The organism is Lichenibacterium minor (genome assembly GCF_004137685.1).
GTDB classification, from domain to species: Bacteria; Pseudomonadota; Alphaproteobacteria; order Rhizobiales; family Beijerinckiaceae; genus Lichenihabitans; species Lichenihabitans minor.
This window is the reverse complement of sequence record NZ_QYBB01000014.1, coordinates 64,517-81,777: the sequence shown is the minus strand read 5'-3', so window position 1 is coordinate 81,777 and position 17,261 is coordinate 64,517. Positions and strand designations below refer to the sequence as shown.

General features: G+C 72.8%; 15 protein-coding genes. 8 read left to right on the top strand and 7 right to left on the bottom strand.

Features of this window, described 5'->3' with window-relative positions:
* Positions 1 to 17: 17 nt before the first annotated feature.
* Both D3273_RS13800 and D3273_RS13795 read right to left on the bottom strand, forming a co-directional pair.
* A complete protein-coding gene (locus D3273_RS13800; RefSeq protein WP_129227515.1) occupies positions 18 to 278 on the bottom strand; it encodes a DUF4170 domain-containing protein in 261 nt (86 codons plus the stop codon).
* A gap of 26 nt (positions 279 to 304) precedes the next feature.
* Positions 305 to 1,123, bottom strand: coding sequence for a 3'(2'),5'-bisphosphate nucleotidase CysQ (locus D3273_RS13795; RefSeq protein WP_165359487.1), 819 nt, complete (start codon positions 1,121 to 1,123; stop codon positions 305 to 307).
* 398 nt (positions 1,124 to 1,521) lie between these two features.
* Here D3273_RS13795 and D3273_RS13790 point away from each other — a divergent pair, with 398 nt between their 5' ends.
* The gene (locus D3273_RS13790; RefSeq protein ID WP_129227466.1) at positions 1,522 to 2,052 is read left to right on the top strand and encodes a DUF6101 family protein; all 531 of its coding nucleotides are present in this window, start codon (positions 1,522 to 1,524) and stop codon (positions 2,050 to 2,052) included.
* A 6-nt stretch (positions 2,053 to 2,058) separates the two neighbouring features.
* Here D3273_RS13790 and mutL read toward each other — a convergent pair whose 3' ends face one another.
* A complete protein-coding gene (mutL, locus tag D3273_RS13785; RefSeq protein WP_129227465.1) occupies positions 2,059 to 3,921 on the bottom strand; it encodes a DNA mismatch repair endonuclease MutL in 1,863 nt (620 codons plus the stop codon).
* 118 nt (positions 3,922 to 4,039) lie between these two features.
* Positions 4,040 to 4,495, bottom strand: coding sequence for a GatB/YqeY domain-containing protein (locus D3273_RS13780; RefSeq protein WP_129227464.1), 456 nt, complete (start codon positions 4,493 to 4,495; stop codon positions 4,040 to 4,042).
* A 176-nt stretch (positions 4,496 to 4,671) separates the two neighbouring features.
* Between D3273_RS13780 and carA the strand changes: the two genes are divergently transcribed.
* Positions 4,672 to 5,883, top strand: coding sequence for a glutamine-hydrolyzing carbamoyl-phosphate synthase small subunit (gene carA / locus D3273_RS13775; RefSeq protein ID WP_129227463.1), 1,212 nt, complete (start codon positions 4,672 to 4,674; stop codon positions 5,881 to 5,883).
* 148 nt (positions 5,884 to 6,031) lie between these two features.
* Positions 6,032 to 6,550 (top strand): hypothetical protein, encoded by a 519-nt coding sequence (locus D3273_RS13770; protein WP_129227462.1) that lies wholly within the window; start codon positions 6,032 to 6,034, stop codon positions 6,548 to 6,550.
* Between the two features lie 52 nt (positions 6,551 to 6,602).
* On the opposite strand, the gene D3273_RS13765 is transcribed toward D3273_RS13770, so the two are convergent.
* Positions 6,603 to 7,154 carry an RBBP9/YdeN family alpha/beta hydrolase gene (locus tag D3273_RS13765; protein WP_129227461.1) on the bottom strand — a complete coding sequence of 184 codons (552 nt, stop codon included), beginning with the start codon at positions 7,152 to 7,154 and terminating at the stop codon, positions 6,603 to 6,605.
* Between the two features lie 142 nt (positions 7,155 to 7,296).
* Between D3273_RS13765 and D3273_RS13760 the strand changes: the two genes are divergently transcribed.
* The 5 genes from D3273_RS13760 to D3273_RS13740 all read left to right on the top strand — a co-directional run bounded on the left by D3273_RS13760 (position 7,297) and on the right by D3273_RS13740 (position 13,051).
* Entirely contained in the window at positions 7,297 to 7,542 is a 246-nt protein-coding gene (locus D3273_RS13760) for a hypothetical protein (protein WP_129227460.1), read from the top strand.
* A 120-nt stretch (positions 7,543 to 7,662) separates the two neighbouring features.
* Positions 7,663 to 8,913 carry a sarcosine oxidase subunit beta family protein gene (locus D3273_RS13755; protein WP_129227459.1) on the top strand — a complete coding sequence of 417 codons (1,251 nt, stop codon included), beginning with the start codon at positions 7,663 to 7,665 and terminating at the stop codon, positions 8,911 to 8,913.
* Between the two features lie 265 nt (positions 8,914 to 9,178).
* Positions 9,179 to 9,505 carry a sarcosine oxidase subunit delta gene (locus D3273_RS13750; protein WP_129227458.1) on the top strand — a complete coding sequence of 109 codons (327 nt, stop codon included), beginning with the start codon at positions 9,179 to 9,181 and terminating at the stop codon, positions 9,503 to 9,505.
* Positions 9,502 to 12,498: a sarcosine oxidase subunit alpha family protein gene (locus tag D3273_RS13745; RefSeq protein WP_129227457.1), complete on the top strand. Its 2,997-nt coding sequence runs from the start codon at positions 9,502 to 9,504 to the stop codon at positions 12,496 to 12,498. Before D3273_RS13750 ends, D3273_RS13745 begins: the two co-directional genes overlap by 4 nt.
* Positions 12,491 to 13,051, top strand: coding sequence for a sarcosine oxidase subunit gamma (locus D3273_RS13740; protein WP_129227456.1), 561 nt, complete (start codon positions 12,491 to 12,493; stop codon positions 13,049 to 13,051). The genes D3273_RS13745 and D3273_RS13740 overlap by 8 nt, the downstream gene beginning before the upstream one ends.
* Before the next feature lie 43 nt (positions 13,052 to 13,094).
* On the opposite strand, the gene ppc is transcribed toward D3273_RS13740, so the two are convergent.
* Entirely contained in the window at positions 13,095 to 15,866 is a 2,772-nt protein-coding gene (ppc, locus tag D3273_RS13735) for a phosphoenolpyruvate carboxylase (RefSeq protein ID WP_129227455.1), read from the bottom strand.
* Positions 15,867 to 15,972: 106 nt separating this feature from the next.
* Positions 15,973 to 17,148, bottom strand: coding sequence for a zinc-binding metallopeptidase family protein (locus tag D3273_RS13730; RefSeq protein ID WP_129227454.1), 1,176 nt, complete (start codon positions 17,146 to 17,148; stop codon positions 15,973 to 15,975).
* Positions 17,149 to 17,261: the final 113 nt, after the last annotated feature.

The following is a 17,261-nucleotide window of genomic DNA, read 5'->3' as shown; positions in this document are numbered from 1 at the left end:
GATGAGCTTCGGGGTCCTCAGGGCTTCAAGGCCCCGGCGGCCGCCGCGACGGGCGACGAAGGATCCAGGAAGCGGTGCATGTGCACCACGAAATAGCGCATGTTGGCGTTGTCGACGCTGCCCTGCGCCCTCGACCGCCAGGCCGTGACGGCCGACGCGTAGTTCGGGAAGATGCCGACGATGTCGATCTTGGACGGGTCGCGGAACTCGGTCCCGCCGAGGTCGACGAGCTCGCCGCCGAAAACGAGATGGAGCAGTTGCTTGCTCTGCTGTTCCATGGTGGGGCTCCTTTGTGGTTCGAGGGTCAGCCGCCGGCGCCGAGCGTTCGGCGCCCGGCCGCCACCAGCGCGTCGTGCAGGTTCGGCCCCGCCGCGTAGAGCGTGCGGTGGCGCGGCACGCGCGCATTGTAGGTGATGGGCCGCCCATCGGCGGCGGTGAAGCGCGCGCCGGCCTCGTGGAGCACGATGTCGACGCCGGCGAGGTCCCAATCGTGCGAGTCGGGCGACGCCACGGCGGCGTCGATCGCGCCCGACGCCACGGCGGCGAAGCGGCAGGCCAGCGACGGGATGCGCGGCACCAGCGCCACCGGCACGGCGCGGGCGAGCGGCTTGATGAAGCCCGCAGGCGCTGACAGCCTGGCGCCGCCGAGCTCGGCCCGGGGGCTGACCGCGGTGGGGCGGCCGTTCAGCCGCGCCCCCAGGCCGAGCCCCGCCTCGAAGGTCTGTTCCAGCGCGGGCGCGTGCACCACGCCGGCGACGGGCCGCCCGTGGCTGACCAGCGCGACCGACACGGCCCAGTGCGGGTCCCCGCCCGCGAAGGAGCGGGTGCCGTCGATGGGATCGACCACGAGCACGTGGTCGTGCAGCAGCCGGTCGAGGTCGTCGGCGGTTTCCTCCGACAGCCAGGCGGCCTCGGGCACGGCGGCGCGCAGGCGGTCGTGGAGGTAGCGGTCCACCGCGAGGTCGGCCTCGGTGACGGGCGATCCGCCGGCCTTGAAGTCGACCCTCGCCGCCGTTTCGGCGCCGGGGCGGAAGAAATGCAGCGCCATGTCGCCGGCGATCCGGGCGGCGTCGATGAGGAGGGCGAGCACCGCGCGCGTGTCGGAAGGGGAGATGGGGGCCACGGCGCCGATCGCGTGTGGGAAAGGAAAGGGGCCGATCGGCCGCCCCCCGACGCATAGCCCGCGCGGGGCCGGGCGCGCAAGCGCGCCAGGGAGCGTGTGGCTCCCGTGCCGGAGGCGCCGGGTGTCCGCGACGGGATCGGCGCGAATGCCGTGGGTCACGGCGACGAATTCGACACCATAAGGCGCGATGCGACTGCGTAGAGCGCGTTTCATCGAAGCTTAAGGACGCCCGTTAGCGCTTTTGCCCCGAACCTCGATCTAAGTTGACTGCAACGGGGGGCGATGACCCACCAGAGCGCCAGTAAGGCGTCAGCAACGATCCGGTAACGCTGTGGCGGAACCTCGGATCGGAGCGTCAGGGCCGTGCAGGCGGCCGCAGGAATTCGAGGCGTCCCATCATGACCAGCTTTGCCGCCACCGGCCTGTTCGACCGCATCGCCGACCACGTCGGCGCCGCCCCCCTCCAGGCCGCCGACGGGCGCGCCGACAACCGCCGCCGGTCGGTGCAGCTGTCGCGCGAGCGCGTCACCATCGACCGCAGCTACCGCGGCATCGCCATGCGCCTGTCCGTGCCGGTTTCGGCCTACCAGGGCGTCTGCGTCGGCGTGCGGGCCGGCGAGGACGGGGGCTTCGTGTACGAGCTCCGCCTCGCCCACCGCGACCCCGACCTGTCGGTGCTGCTCGACGAGGCGCGGGACGAGAGCCGCATCTGGGCCGAATGGCGCGCTTCGGCGGGCTTCTTCGGCCTGCCCGCCCTGGTGGAGCGCAACGACGGGCCGGAAGTGTGGGGCGCGATGGCGGCCCCCGCCGAATGCCGCGACCGGCGCGCCAAGCGCCGTCACCGCCCCGGCATCGTGGCCCGCCGCGTGGCCCGCCCCGAGGCGCTCGGGACCGTTCACCGCGAAGCGGAGATCATCGCGCGGGATTGACGGCCGTCACCGCCGCCCGAACAGCCGCTCCACGTCTGCGAGCTTCAGTTCCACGTAGGTCGGCCGCCCGTGGTTGCACTGGCCCGACCCCGGCGTGCGCTCCATCTCGCGCAGCAGCGCGTTCATCTCGTCGGGCTGCAGGCGCCGGCCGGCCCGCACCGAATGGTGGCAGGCCATGGTGGCGAGGTAGCGGTCGAGCCGGCGCTCCAACGGCACCGTCCCGGCCCCGCCGTCCTGCGACCTGATCACCTCGGCCAGATCGCGCACGAGGCGGGTGGTGTCGCCGTTGCCGAGCGCGGACGGCACCTCCGTCACCGCCACGGCGCCGCGGCCGAAGGCTTCGATGCAAAGCCCGAGCTGCGCCAGTGCGTCCACCTCGTCGAGCAGCGTCGCGGCGTCGTCGGGCGGCAGGTCCACCACCGTGGGGATCAGCATCATCTGGCGACCGATGCCGCCTTCGGCGCGGGCCCGCTTCATCCGCTCGTAGACGAGGCGCTCGTGGGCGGCGTGCTGGTCGACGATCACCACCCCGTCGCGCGTCTGGGCCAGGATGTAGGTTTCGTGGAACTGGGCGCGGGCCGCGCCGAGGGGCGCGTCCTCGTCCGACACCGCGACGTCGGGCTCGGCCGCGCGGGCGGGGGCGGACGGCGGCGCCGAGGGTTCCGTTTCGAAGCTCGCCTGCGGGCTCTCGTCGAACCCGCGCGGCGCCCCGTAGCCCCGCGGGTCGGCCGGCGCCCCCACGGAGCGGCGCGGGTGCCAGCCGCCCGCCGGCCCCCCCGGCCCCGGGCGGGCCGTCCCGAAGCTGCGGGACGCCAGCGCGTCGATCGTCCGGGTTCCGCCCGTGGTGGACGCGCGGTGCAGCGCGCCCGACAGGGCGTCGCGGATCGCCGACACGACGAGGCCGCGCACGAGGGTGGAATCGCGGAAGCGGACCTCCGCCTTGGCGGGGTGGACGTTGACGTCGACGGCGCGCGGGCCGCAGCGCAGGTACAGCGCCACCACGGGAAAGCGGTCGCGCGGAACGTGGTCCATGTAGCCGGCGTAGAGCGCCGAGGTCAGCAGCTTGTCGCGCACCGGCCGGCCGTTGACGAACAGGTACTGCCCGTCCCGCGTGCCGCGGTGGAAGGTCGGCAGGCCGATGAAGCCCGACAGCTCCACCCCTTCGCCGTCCGGCGATTCGCGCGTGGCCCGGAGCGGCAGGGCGTTGTCGATGAAGTCGTCGCCGACGATCTGGGCGATGCGGGTGAGCCGCCCCTCGTCGTCCTCCGCGCAGGCGAGGTAGTCGAAGCCCACGGTCGGCGTGCCTTCGAGCGACAGGTGCACGGCGGGGTTGGCCATGGCGAGGCGGCGCAGCGCGTCGGTCACGGCGGTCGCCTCGGCGCGGTCGCCCTTGAGGAACTTCAGCCGCGCCGGCGTGGCGCCGAACAGGTCGCGCACCTCGACGGTGGTGCCGGGCGACCGCGACGCGGGCCGCACCGGCGTCGCCACCCCGGCGTCGACCGTGACGGCGTGGGCCGAGGGCGACCCGGCCGTGCGGCTCACGATGTCGAGCCGCGCCACCGAGCCGATGGAGGGCAGCGCTTCGCCCCGGAACCCCAGGGTGGCGATGTCGAGCAGGTCGCCGTCGGGGAGCTTCGAGGTGGCATGGCGCTCGATCGCCAGCGCGAGGTCGGCGGCGTCCATGCCGGACCCGTCGTCGGACACGCGGATGAGGGCGCGGCCGGCCGATTCGATCCGCACCGCGATGCGGCGCGCGCCGGCGTCGACGGCGTTCTCGACGAGCTCCTTGATGGCGGAGGCCGGGCGCTCGACGACCTCGCCGGCGGCGATGCGGTCGATCAGGATCGGGTCGAGGCGGCGCACCGGCATGGACCAGATGTCGGACGGTGCGGCGGGGGCGTCAAGGGTCCGCGCCGCCCTGTCCCCGCGAAGCCGGGGACGGCCGGGCCCCGGATCCCGTGGACATGCCGGGCGCGGGCCCGAAGGCTCAGCCGAGAGCCGCCAGCATCTCCTTGACGATGGCGCTGGCCTTGCCGAAGTCGACCTGCCCGGCGTGCTTGGCCTTCACGGCGGCGATGACCTTGCCCATGTCCTTCGGCCCCGCCGCGCCCGTCTCCGCGATGGCGGCCGAGATCGCCGCGCGCGCGCCGCCCTCGTCCATCATCTGCGGCAGGAACTCGGACAGCACCGCCACCTCGTCGCGCTCCTGCGCGGCGAGCTCGTCGCGGCCGGCGGCCTCGAAGGCGACGATGGAGTCCTGGCGCTGCTTCACCATCTTGCGCAGGACGGCCTGCTCGTCCTCGTCCGTCATCTCGCGGCCGGCGCCGCGCGCCTCGATCTCGCGGTCCTTCATGGCGGCCCCGATCAGGCGGATGGCGCCGAGGCGCTTCTTGTCGCCGGCCTTCATGGCCTCCTTCATGAGGGTGGGGAGCTGTTCGCGCATGGGGACCATCCTTGGAGGCTGTCGCGCCGCCCGGCCGCCCCGATTGACCCTTCGGGGGGCTGCCACTAACGATGCGGCGACAAGCACAATATGACGAGGGCGGGAGCGACATCGGCGCCGGCGGGGACCCGCGGGCGACGGCGTCGCCCGCCGGAACGCGGGGGTGTAGAACGGCGATGAGCGACCGACAAGACGCGTTTGACGGCTGGGCCGACCCCGTGCCGACCGCCCTCCTGGTCCTGGCCGACGGCACCGTGCTGGAAGGCACGGGGTTCGGCGCCGAAGGCTCCGCGGTCGCGGAGGTCTGCTTCAACACCGCCATGACGGGCTACGAGGAGATCCTCACCGACCCGTCCTATTCGGGCCAGATCGTCACCTTCACGTTCCCGCACATCGGCAACGTCGGGGTCAACGAGCAGGACGTGGAAACGCTCGGCGCCGTCGAGGGCGGCGTGCGCGGCGTGGTGCTCCACGCCGCCATCACGGCGCCGTCGAACCACCGCTCCCAGACCCCGCTCGACATGTGGCTGAAAGCCCGCGACATCATCGGCATCGGCGGAATCGACACGCGCGCCCTCACGGCGCTGATCCGCGACAGGGGGATGCCCAACGCCGTCATCGCCCACGACCCCGAGGGACGGTTCGACCGCGACGCCCTGAAGGCGCGGGCGGCGGCGTGGCAGGGCATGCAGGGCACCGACCTCGTGCCCGACGTGACCTCGGCCGGCCACACCGAATGGGACGAGACGGTGTGGAGCCTCGACGGGGGCTTCGGCCGGCAGGACGCGCCGAAGCACCGCGTCGTCGCGATCGACTACGGCATCAAGCGCAATATCCTGCGCCTGCTCGCCGACGCGGGCTGCGCCGTCACGGTGGTGCCGGCTTCCGCCACGGCGGAGGACATCATGGCGCTGGAGCCGGACGGCGTGTTCCTGTCCAACGGCCCGGGCGACCCGGCCGAAACGGCGCGCTACGCCGGCACGGTCATCCGGGACATCGTCGACCGCAAGGTGCCGACCTTCGGCATCTGCCTCGGCCACCAGCTGCTGGCGCTGTCGCTGGGCGCCAGGACCGTGAAGATGCACCAGGGCCACCACGGCGCGAACCACCCCGTGAAGGACCAGGACACGGGCCGCGTCGAGATCGTGTCGATGAACCACGGCTTCGCGGTGGACCCGAAGAGCCTGCCGCCCGAAGCGGTGGAAACCCACGTGTCGCTGTTCGACGGCACCAATTGCGGCATCAGCCTGTCGGACCGGCCCGCTTTTTCGGTGCAGTACCATCCGGAAGCCTCGCCCGGCCCGCACGACAGCCACGGCCTGTTCAAGCGCTTCGTGGCCCTGATGGAGGCCGACAAGGCGAGCGGGAAGCAGCGCCCCCCGCGCTGACGGGCCCGGATCGATCCCTCCCGGCCGGTGGTCCGCCGCAGCCGGGACGGCCCCTGAAGCCCGGCTGAACGCCGCGCTCAGCCCGGGTTCAAGGCGGGCGGCCCACCGTTTCCCGATCCGCGGGGATGCGGGGAAGAGGGTCGGGAAGATGTCGAAGCGCATCGTGTTTCTGGGCGCCGCCGCCGCGGCGCTGTGGGCCGCCGTGCCGGCCGCGGCGGCCGACTATCCTTCCGGGGACGACGGCGTCCCGGCCTTTCACTGCCGGGACGAGGGCGACGGGGTGGACTTCGGCCGGTCGGGCGGCCACCGCCGCGCGCCGGGCCCGGTCGTCTTCGACGAGCGCGGGTCCGACCGGCGCTTCGACCGTCCCGCCCCCGGCTACGACGGACCCGGCGACCGCCGGCCCGTCGCGCTCGGCCGGCCGGCGTGGGGATACGGCTACGGCCGCCCGGCGTTCGCCGGGCCGGGGGGCGGCCGCGCCGACGGCTGGGGCCCGCCCGACGGGTTTCCCGACGGCGGCCGGCCGGTGCCGTTCTATCGACCGGTCGCCGTGCCGGCTGGCCCGGCTTTCGGCGACGGCGTCGGCTGCACGGTCGAGCAGGTGCAGTCCGAAACGCCTTCGGGCTGGCGCGAGACCGTCACGCACCGCACCTGCTACCGGCGCTGACCACGGGCGCTGCCACGGCGCCTCCGTCGCGGCTCGCCGTCCGGTGGGCCGCTCAAAGCCGGCTGAGGAACCCCCCGAAGGTCATCAGCCCTTCGGGCCACGGGCCGTGGCCCGATTCCACGTTGATGTGCCCGGCGTTGCCGGCGTCCACGAAGGCCGAGCCCCAGGCCGCCGACAGCGTCGCGGTTTCCTCGATGTTGGCGAAGGGGTCGTCGTGGCTGGCCACGAGCAGGCTGCGGCAGGTCAACGGGTCGGTGGGGTAGGGGCGGAAGGCGGGGTCGACCTGCGGCAGCTCGGCCAGCGCGGCTTCTCCCGGCGGCGCCACCAGGAAGGCGCCCGCGATCCGCTCGCCGCCCGTGCGCTTCAAGGCGCGCACGAAGGCGACGACGCCGAGGCTGTGGGCGATGGCCACCACCGGCCGTTCGCAGCCCGCCACCGCCTCGGCGATGCGGGCTTCCCATTCGGCCGCCACGGGCCGGTTCCAGTCCGCTTGCTCGACGCGGACGGCGTTGGGCAGCTTCGCCTGCCAGCGGCTTTGCCAATGGTCGGGGTCCGAGCCGCCCAGGCCCGGGATGATGAGGAGGTCGGCGTCGCGGCTGCGCATGGAGGGGTCCGGGTCCGGCTGTCGGGGGATGGGTGCCGCGAGCTTGCCGCGCCGCCACCCCGCGTGTCGAGGCATGACGGCCATGCCCGACCGGAGGGGAAACCGTGTCCGGGCTCCGGCGTTCCTCGCCATGGAGCGCCCCATGAAACACCTGATCCTCGCCTTGTCCCTCCTGGCCGTCCCCGCCGCGGCCCTGGCGCAGACCGCCAACGTCAGCCCGACGTCGCCGTCGAGCACCAGCCCCGGGAACGTGTCGCGCACCGCGCCCTCGGGGTCGACCGCCAAGCCCGACCCGGGCGTCCCGCAGGTGGGGGCGCCGACGCCGACGGAGCAACACTACGAGCACAAGGCGCAGAAGGACACGACGAGCGTCTGCAAGGGCTGCTGAGGGCACCCGCCGGGGCGGGGCGGTGTCGCTCGGCGCGGCGCGCAGGTCGCTCCGGCGCTAGACGCGCCGGTCCCGGGACACGACAGTGCGGTGCGCCCCGTCGCCCGGAGCCCCGAACCCTTGCGCTTTTCCTTCGCCAACCTCGTCCGCCAAAGCTTCTCGGGCCACCAGGGGTGGCCGGAACAATGGCGCGACCCCGAGCCGAAGGCCGCCTACGACGCCGTCATCATCGGCGCGGGCGGCCACGGCCTCGCCACGGCCTACTACATGGCGGCCGAGCACGGCCTGCGGAACATCGCCGTGGTCGACAAGGGTTGGCTCGGCGGCGGCAACACCGGGCGAAACACCACCATCATCCGCTCGAACTACCTGTGGGAGGAGAGCGAAGCGCTCTACGACCACGCGCTCGACCTGTGGCAGGACCTGTCTCAGGTGTTGAACTACAACGTGATGTATTCCCCCCGCGGCTGCATGATGTTGGCCCACAACATCCACGACGTGCAGGTGTTCAAGCGCCACGTCCACGCCAACCGCCTGGCGGGCATCGACAACGAATGGCTGACCCCCGAGGAGGCCAAGGAGTTCTGCCCGATCCTCAACACCTCGGAGCGCGTCCGCTATCCGATCCTCGGCGCGACGCTGCAGCGCCGGGGCGGCGTGGCGCGCCACGACGCCGTGGCCTGGGGCTACGCCCGGGCAGCCTCGGCGCTCGGCGTCGACATCCTGCAACGCTGCGAGGTGAAGGGGATCACCCGCGACGCGTCGGGCGCCGTTTCCGGGTTGGACACCACCCGCGGCCCCATCGCGACGCGCCGCGTCGGGGTCGTGGCCGCCGGCAACACGTCCGTGGTCATGGGCATGGCGGGCGTGCGGCTTCCGCTCGAAAGCTATCCCCTGCAGGCGCTGGTGTCCGAGCCGGTGAAGCCCATGATGCCCTGCGTGGTCATGTCGAACACGATCCACGCCTACATGTCCCAATCCGACAAGGGCGAGCTCGTCATCGGCGCCGGGACGGATTCCTACATCTCCTACAGCCAGACGGGCGGCCTCCACATCGCCACCCACACGCTCGACGCCATCTGCGAGCTGTTCCCGGCGGTGCGCCGCCTGCGCATGCTGCGGAGCTGGGGCGGCATCGTCGACGTCACGCCGGACCGTTCGCCCATCATCGGCAAGACGCCGGTGCCGGGCCTCTTCGTCAATTGCGGCTGGGGCACGGGCGGGTTCAAGGCGACGCCGGGCTCGGGCCACGTCTTCGCCCACCAGGTCGCCACCGGCGAGCCCCACCCGATCAACGCCCCCTTCACGCTCGACCGGTTCCGCACCGGCCGGCTCATCGACGAGGCCGCCGCGGCGGCGGTGGCGCACTAGGGGCCGTCATGGACCACGGGCGACGGCTTCCTCGCGGCACGACCCGCCGAATGGCGGGACACGCTGTCAGCCGGTCCGTCCGTCCCTGGCCCGGCCACGCCCGCCGCGAGGCTCCCGCCGACCCCGCGAAACGGCTCCCGGAGAGCCATCGTCCGTGGTCCACGACAGCCTGTGGAGCCACGGCGCCGCAGGTGCTTCGATCCATCCTTCCCCTCACTCGCCGCGCGCTCCTCGCAACGATGCGCCTGCGCCGCTGGGCTCCCCGATGCTGCTGATCCCCTGTCCCTATTGCGGCCCGCGCCCCGAGCTCGAGTTCCGCAACGCCGGCCACGCCCACATCGCCCGCGCCACCGCGGCCGACGACCAGGGCTGGGCCGAAACCCTGTTCTACCGCGACAATCCGAAGGGGGTGATCGCCGAGCGCTGGCGTCATTTTTCCGGCTGCGGGCGCTTCTTCAACGCGCTGCGCGACACGGTGAGCGACGGTTTCCTGGCGTCCTACAGGGTCGGCGAGCCCCGCCCCGCCGCGCCCCCGCCGATCCCCGAGGGCGAAGCGCCCCGGATCGGCGCCGGCGAGGAGCCCCGGCCATGAGCGGCCAGCACCGCACCCCCCGCGGCGGGCGCATCGACCGCGCCCGCCCGATCCGCTTCACCTTCGACGGGCACGTCTACGAGGGCTGCCACGGCGACACGCTGGCGTCGGCGCTTCTGGCCCACGGCGTCCACCTCGTCGGCCGCTCCTTCAAGTACCACCGCCCGCGCGGGTTCCTCGCCGCCGGCGCCGAGGAGCCGAACGCGCTCTGCACCGTGACGCGCGACCGCGCCCGCACCGAGCCGAACCTGCGCATGACGCAGGTCGAACTCTACGACGGGCTGGACGCCGCGAGCCAGAACAGCTGGCCGGCGCGGGGCTTCGACGTCGGCGCGATCAACGATCTCCTGTCTCCGCTCTTCGCCGCGGGCTTCTACTACAAGACCTTCATGGGGCCGCGTGCCGTCGGCGGCACGACGATGTGGGCCAAACTGTTCGAGCCGGTGATCCGCCGCGCGGCCGGCCTGGGCCGCCCGCCGACCGAGGCCGACCCGGACCATTACGCCAACCGCTTCGCCCATTGCGACGTCTTGGTGGTGGGCGGCGGCCCCGCCGGCCTCGCCGCCGCGCTCGCGGCGGCCCGGGCCGGCCGGCGAACGATGGTGTGCGACGAGAACCCCGAGATGGGCGGCGCGCTGCTGACGCATCCCGCGGCCGAGGTCGACGGCCGGCCCGCGGCCGCGTGGGCGGCATCGGCGGTGGAGGAACTGCGTCGGCTCGGCGCCACCGTGCTGCCGCGCACCCAGGGCTTCGGCTACTACAACCACAATTTCGTCGCGCTGACGGAGCGGCTGACCGATCACCTCGCGCATCCCGCCGCGGGGGCGCCGCGGGAACGCCTGTGGCAGGTCCGGGCCCGCCACGTCGTGCTGGCGACGGGCGCGACCGAGCGGCCGCTCGTGTTCCCCGACAACGACCGGCCCGGCGTCATGCTGGCCGACGCCGCGCGGGCCTTCCTGCACCGCTGGGGCGTGAAGCCCGGCACCGAGGCCGTGGTGGTGACCGCGCACGACGCCGCCTACCGGACGGCGCTCGACCTCCACCGCGCCGGCGTCCGCATCGCCCGGATCGTCGACCCGCGGCCCCGGCCCGCCGGCCCGGCCCTCGACGCCGCGCGCGCGGCCGGCCTCCCGGTGACGGCGGGCGGGACGGTGATCGGGGTCAAGGGAAGCCTGCGCGTGTCGGCGGCGCTGGTGGCACGCTCCGCGGGCGCGGGCGCCACCGACCACGAAGCCGTGCCCTGCGACCTCGTGCTGATGTCGGGCGGTTTCACCCCGGCCGTCCACCTGTTCTCGCAGTCGCGCGGGAAGCTGCGCTTCGACGCCGCGACCCAGCGATACCTGCCCGGCGACGCCGCCCAGGCGCAGAGTTCGGCCGGGGCCTGCGCGGGCGCCTGGGGGCTCGCTGCCGCGCTCGACGGCGGCTCGGCCGCCGGCGCGGCGGCGTCCGGCGGCGAAGCCCTGCGCCACGCCGTGTCGGGGGACCACCCCGAGGACGGCGGCGGCACGCTCGGCACCCTGCCGCACGGGCGCGACCCGTCCCGCGTGAAGGCCTTCGTGGATTTCCAGAACGACGTTACCGCGAAGGACATCAAGCTCGCCGTTCGCGAAGGCTTCAAGTCCATCGAGCACGTCAAGCGCTACACGACCACCGGCATGGCGACCGACCAAGGCAAGACGTCCAACATGAACGCCCTGGCGATCGCGGCCGGTGCGCTCGGCCGGACGCTGCCGGAGGTGGGCCTGACCACCTTCCGCCAGCCCTACACGCCCGTGACCTTCGGCACCCTGGCGGGCGCGGCCCGCGACGAGCTGTTCGACCCCGTCCGCCGCACCCCGATCCACGGGTGGGCGGAAGCGCGCGGCGCCCGCTTCGAGGATGTCGGGCAATGGAAGCGCGCCTGGTACTTCCCCGTCGCCGGCGAGGACCTGCACGCCGCCGTGGCGCGCGAGGTGCGGGCGACGCGCGAGGTCGCCGGGATCTTCGACGCGTCCACGCTCGGCAAGATCGAGGTTGTGGGCCCGGACGCGGCGGAGTTCCTGAATAGGCTCTACGTCAACAGCTGGTCGAAGCTCGGCGTCGGCCGCTGCCGCTACGGCCTGATGCTGAACGAGCCCGGCTTCGTGATGGACGACGGCGTGGTGGGGCGCCTGGCGCTGGACCGTTTCCACGTCACCACCACGACCGGCGGGGCGCCGCGCGTGCTCCACCACATGGAGGACTACCTCCAGACCGAGTTCCCCGAGCTGCGGGTGTGGCTGACCTCCGTCACCGAGCAATGGGCCGTGATCGCCGTGCAGGGCCCACGCGCCCGGGCCATCCTGGAGCCGCTGGTGGAGGGCATCGACCTGTCGTCGGGCGCCTTCCCCCACATGGCGATCCGCGAAGGGGCGATCTGCGGCGTGCCGACGCGGCTGTTCCGCGTCAGCTTCACGGGCGAACTCGGCTTCGAGGTGAACGTGCCTTCGGACCACGCCGCGGCCGTGTGGGACGCCGTGTGGGCCCGCACCGAGGCGCTGGGCGGGGTCGCCTACGGCACGGAATCCATGCACGTCATGCGGGCCGAGAAGGGCTACGTCATCGTCGGCCAGGAAACGGACGGCACGGTGACACCCGACGACCTCGGCCTCGGCGGCATGGTGGGCCGGGCCAAGCCGGACTTCGTGGGGCGGCGGTCGCTGTCCCGCCCCGACCTCGTGGCGCCCGGCCGCAAGCAGCTCGTCGGCCTCAGGACGGAGGGGACCGCCGTGCTCGAGGAGGGTGCGCAGATCACCCCCGTCCCCGACCCGAAGCGCGGCGCCCACGCGATCGGCCACGTCACCTCGGCCTATGCGAGCCCGACCCTCGGGGTGCCGATCGCGCTGGCGCTGGTCGAGAACGGGCGGGCGCTGACGGGGCAGACCGTGTACGTGCCGATGCCCGGTGGGGCGATCCCGGCGCGCGTGGTGTCGCCGGTCTTCTACGACGCCGAAGGGGAGCGCCTCCATGGCTGATCCGTCGATCGCCCGCACGGCGCCGCGCGCCGACCCGCCGGGCGCTGGCGCGCTGGTGTCGCTCGGCCTCGTGCCGCCCGCCACGCGGTTCTCGTTCCGCGGCGACGCCGCCGCGGCCGACGGCTGCGGGCGCGCCCTCGGCTTGGCGCTGCCGCGCGTCGCCTGCCGGTCGGCCGAGGCGGGGGACCGCGCCGTGCTGTGGCTCGGGCCGGACGAGTGGCTGGTGCTGGCGCCCGAGGCCGAAACGGTTCCGCTCTTCGCCGCCGTCGAGGCCGCGCTCGCCGGCGTGCCGCACGCGCTCGTCGACGTGTCGCACCGCCAGGTCGGCTTCGCGGTCCTGGGCCGGCTGGCGCCGGCGCTGCTCAACGCCGGATGCCCGCTCGACCTCGACCTGTCCGCCTTCCCGATCGGCGCCTGCACCCGCACCGTCCTGGCGAAATGCGACGTCGTGCTGTGGCGGCGCGGGCCGGACGCCTTCCGGCTCGAGGTGAACCGCTCCTTCGCGGATTACCTGGCGGGCACCCTGCGGGTGGCGGAGCGCGGGCTCGGCTGAGCCGCGCCCGCCGGCCGGGCGGTGCGGACGCGCGTGGGCGTCGTCACCCGGTGTTGCGCAGGCCCGCCGCGACGCCGTTGATGGAGATCAGGATGCCGCGCTGCACCTGGTCCTCCGTTTGCCCGGCGCGGAAGCGGCGGATGAGGTCCACCTGGAGGTGGTTCAGCGGCGTGATGTAGGGGAAGCGGTGCTCGATCGAGCGCGCCAGCGACGGGTTGTCGCTCAAGCGCTCCTCGGTTTCCAGGATGCCGTTCAGCGCCGCCGTGGTGCGGTCCCACTCGGCCTCGATGGCGTCGAAGATCCGGGCGGCCAGGGCGCGGTCGGGCACGAGCTCGGCGTAGCGCCGCGCCACGGAGGTGTCGGCCTTGGCCAGCACCATGTCGAGGTTCGACAGCACCGTGCGGAAGAACGGCCATTCGGCGTTCATGCGCCGGAGCAGCGCCATGCCGTCCTCCTCCCCGCGCTCCGCCAGGAGGTCGCGCACGGCGGAGCCGAAGCCGAACCATCCGGGAAGGCTGACGCGCGACTGGCCCCAGGAGAAGCTCCAGGGGATGGCGCGCAGGTCCTCGATGACCCGGTTGGCCTTCCGCGACGCCGGCCGCGAGCCGATGTTCAGGTCGGCGATCTCGGCGATCGGCGTCGCGGCGAAGAAGTAGTCGGTGAAGCCGGGCGTCTCGTAGACCACCGCCCGGTAGGCCGCCATGCTGAGCCGCGACAGCTCCGCGGCGGCGCCGAGGAAGGCGTCGGGCGCGGCGTCGTGCGACGCCAGCAGCGTCGCTTCCAGGCTCGCCGACACCAGGGTTTCGAGGTTGCGGCGGCCGATGTCGGGGTTGGAATATTTGGAGGAGATGATCTCGCCCTGCTCGGTCAGGCGGATCTGCCCCTTCACGGTGCCGGGCGGCTGCGCCAGGATCGCCTGGTAGCTCGGGCCGCCGCCGCGCCCCACCGTGCCGCCGCGCCCGTGGAACAGCCGCATGGTGATGCCGGGCTTGCCGTCGAACAGGGCCGCCAGCTGCGTCGACGAGCGGTAAAGCTCCCAGTTGGAGGTGAAGAAGCCGCCGTCCTTGTTGGAATCCGAATAGCCCAGCATGATGTCCTGCTCGGCGCCGGACGCGACCACCAGCGCTTCCACGCCGGGGAGCGCGTAGAAGGCCCGCATGATGGGCTCCGCGTTCCTGAGGTCGGCGATGGTTTCGAACAACGGCGACACGATCAGCTCGCACGTCGTGCCGGGCCGGCCGAACGTGCCGTGCATCAGCCCAAACTCCTTCTGCAGCAGAAGCACTTCGAGCAGGTCGCTCACCGTTTCGGTGTGGCTGATGATGTAGTGGCGGATGCTTTCGCGCCCGAAGGCGGCGCGCAGGCGCCGCGCCGTTTCGAACACGCCGAACTCGCTCGCGGCGCGCTCCGAGTAGCTTTCGAAGGGCAGGCGCAGCGGCCGCGGCTCGCCGAGCAGGCGCAGCAGCAGCGCGCGCTTGGCGTCCTCGTCGAGCGACGCATAGGCGGGCTCGACGCCCGCCTTCTCCATCAGCTCGGCCAGCGTTTCCTCGTGCCGGTCGGAGGATTGGCGCAGGTCGACGGTGGCGAGATGGAAGCCGAACACCTCGACGGCGCGCTTCAGCGGCCCGAGCCGCAGGTCCACCAGCGCCCCGCCGTGGTGGCCGCGCAGCGAATCGACGATGAGGCCGAGGTCGGCCGCGAGGGCTTCGGGCGTCGGGTAGGGGGGCAGCGTCGCCCGCGGCGGGTGCGCGCCGACCTCGCCGGTGAGGGCGAGGCGCGTGGCGGACACCCGCGCCGACACCGCCAGCCCGGCGCGGCGATAGGGCTCGTCCTCGCGGTGGGGGCTGTCGTCCCGGGACGAGGCCGCGAGCGCCGTCAGCTCGGGTGAGCAGCCGACGAGCCGGTCCGACACCGACAGCTCGGCGCCGAGGAGGTGCAGCTCGGCGAGGTAGAAGTCGAGCGCCGTCTCGCATTGGCGGCGCATCGCGACGTCCAGCGTGGCGCCGTCGACGTTGGGATTGCCGTCGCGGTCGCCGCCGATCCAGTTGCCCATGCGGAAGAAGGGCGCCGGGGCTTCCCCGAGGAAATGCTCCACCTCGGCGTAGAGGCGCGGGATTTCGCGCAGAAAGGTGGTGCGGTAATAGGAGAGGGCGTTCTCGATCTCGTCCCGCACGGTGAGCTTGCGGTCCCGCAGCAGCCGCGTCTGCCACAGCTGCGTGATGCGGGTGCGGAGCAGGGCGGTGTTGCGCTCGATGTCGCGCGGGTCGTGCAGGCCGTCCCGCGCGGCCAGCAGCTCGGCGATGGCCAGCATGGCGTCGAGCAGGCTCTTGCGCTGCACCTCGGTGGGATGGGCGGTCAGCACCGGCGACACCCAGGCGTGGCGCAGCGTTTCGGCGATCCTGCCCTTGTCGATGCCGGCGTCCGCGAAGCGCGCGAAGGCGCGGGCCAGGCTGCCCTCCTGGTGGACGGCGGGGCCGGGCTCGTGGGCGTGCTCGGCGCGCCGCCTGACGCGGTGGCGGTCCTCGGCGATGTTGGCGAGGTGGGAGAAATACGAGAAGGCCCGCATCACCGCCACGGCCTGGGACGGCGTGAGGCCGCGCAGGATCAGCTCCAGCGCATGCTCGTCCTTCGGGTCGCGGTCGCGCTGATGCGACACGCTGAGGCGTCGGACGTTCTCCACGATGGCGAAGCAGGCCTCGCCCTCGTGTTCCCGCACGATGTCGCCCAGCATGGAGCCGAGCAGCCGGATGTCGTCGATCAGCGGCCGGTCCTTCTCGGGGTCGCGGCTGGGGGCAGGATGGACGGTGGCGTGCATGGCACCCTCGAAGCGAATCGCGCCGGAACCGGGGACCGGGCGGCGCGATGAAGCGGGACTCGGGCGCGAGGTGCAAGCGGCGTGCCTCGCCGCGGGCGGGGACGCGTCAGTCGAAGTCCTGTTCGGCCCCCACGAAGGTGGGGCTCGCGGGCGGCGGCACGTTCTCGGGCACCGGTGCGTAGGGGGCCATCTCCGGCTGGTCGGGCCGCGTCACGCCGACGTAGCCGTGGACGAGGTCGTGGATGAAGCCGAGCTTCTCGATGATCGCCGGCGTCAGCACGAAGGGGTAGAGGTCGCCCATGCCCATCGAGCGGTTGAGGCTGTTCAGCGCGAAGGTGAGCGGCAGCCACGCCTTCATCAGGGGCCGGATGCTGAGCGCCTTGTCGGGCGCGAAGTCGACCTCCGCCGACAGTTCCTCGGCCTGGGCGATGCCGTGGGGATGGGTGGCGACCCCGAAGGCTTCGGCGGTTTCCAGCGTGTCGAGGATGTGGAGGTAGTGGGCGAAGGTTTCCGCGAAATCCTCCCACGGGTGCGTCGTCGCATAGGCGCTGACGAAGCTGTCCTTCCAATTCGCCGGCGCCCCTTCGCGGTAATGGCGCTTCAAGGCTTCGCCGTAGTCCCGCCGGTCGTCGCCGAACGTGTCGCGGCAATGCTTCAGCGCCGGCTTGTTGTCGACGAGCCTGTCCCAGTAGTAGTGCCCGATCTCGTGGCGGAAATGGCCCAGCAGGGTGCGGTAGGGCTCGCGCATGGCCTTCCGCCGCCGTTCCCGCTCCGCGTCGTCGGCTTCGGCGATCGCGATGGTAATGCGCCCGTCCTCGTGGCCGGTCATCACCCGCTTGCCGGCACTCGGGTCCTCCAGGAACTCGAAGACCAACCCCTCCTTCGGGTCGACGCTGCGCGGAATGGTGGGGAGGTCGAGCTCGATCAACGTGTAGAACAGCCGGTGCTTGGCGATCTCCATCAGCCGCCACAGCTCGTCGTTGCCGGGCTTCGACAGGTTGGGGACGGTGTGGTTGTGGCGGCAGGCGGTGCAGTAGCCGCCCGGATCGTCGCCCGCCACCATCCAGTTGCACACGTCGTATTGCGCGTTGTTGCAGAACTGGAAGGTGCGGGTGGCGTCGCCCTTGATCTGCCAATGGTGCTTCGCGATGTCGCCGACGCGCACGACGGCGTACAGGTCCTGGTCTTCGGGCACGTAGCCGACGCGGTGCCCACATCGCTCGCAGGTCGTGTTCTCGAAATACAGCGTCTGCGAACAAACCTGGCAATCGAACAATTTCATATCGGGCGCTCGCGCAATCGGACCGGGGATGAAAGCGGCGCGAGGCCCCTTTCCGCAATCGGTTCCAACGCGTCGCGGCGTTTCGAGATCCCCGGCCGACCGCGCCGTGGTGA

Excerpts from the sequence above, each read along its gene's own strand:
- D3273_RS13745 (WP_129227457.1), top strand. The coding sequence starts at position 9,502 with ATGAGCGGCCAGCACCGCACCCCCCGCGGCGGGCGCATCGACCGCGCC.
- mutL (WP_129227465.1), bottom strand. The coding sequence starts at position 3,921 with ATGCCGGTGCGCCGCCTCGACCCGATCCTGATCGACCGCATCGCCGCC.
- D3273_RS13750 (WP_129227458.1), top strand. The coding sequence starts at position 9,179 with ATGCTGCTGATCCCCTGTCCCTATTGCGGCCCGCGCCCCGAGCTCGAG.
- D3273_RS13770 (WP_129227462.1), top strand. The coding sequence starts at position 6,032 with ATGTCGAAGCGCATCGTGTTTCTGGGCGCCGCCGCCGCGGCGCTGTGG.
- D3273_RS13760 (WP_129227460.1), top strand. The coding sequence starts at position 7,297 with ATGAAACACCTGATCCTCGCCTTGTCCCTCCTGGCCGTCCCCGCCGCG.
- D3273_RS13800 (WP_129227515.1), bottom strand. The coding sequence starts at position 278 with ATGGAACAGCAGAGCAAGCAACTGCTCCATCTCGTTTTCGGCGGCGAG.
- ppc (WP_129227455.1), bottom strand. The coding sequence starts at position 15,866 with ATGCACGCCACCGTCCATCCTGCCCCCAGCCGCGACCCCGAGAAGGAC.
- D3273_RS13790 (WP_129227466.1), top strand. The coding sequence starts at position 1,522 with ATGACCAGCTTTGCCGCCACCGGCCTGTTCGACCGCATCGCCGACCAC.
- D3273_RS13730 (WP_129227454.1), bottom strand. The coding sequence starts at position 17,148 with ATGAAATTGTTCGATTGCCAGGTTTGTTCGCAGACGCTGTATTTCGAG.
- carA (WP_129227463.1), top strand. The coding sequence starts at position 4,672 with ATGAGCGACCGACAAGACGCGTTTGACGGCTGGGCCGACCCCGTGCCG.
- D3273_RS13740 (WP_129227456.1), top strand. The coding sequence starts at position 12,491 with ATGGCTGATCCGTCGATCGCCCGCACGGCGCCGCGCGCCGACCCGCCG.
- D3273_RS13765 (WP_129227461.1), bottom strand. The coding sequence starts at position 7,154 with ATGCGCAGCCGCGACGCCGACCTCCTCATCATCCCGGGCCTGGGCGGC.
- D3273_RS13780 (WP_129227464.1), bottom strand. The coding sequence starts at position 4,495 with ATGCGCGAACAGCTCCCCACCCTCATGAAGGAGGCCATGAAGGCCGGC.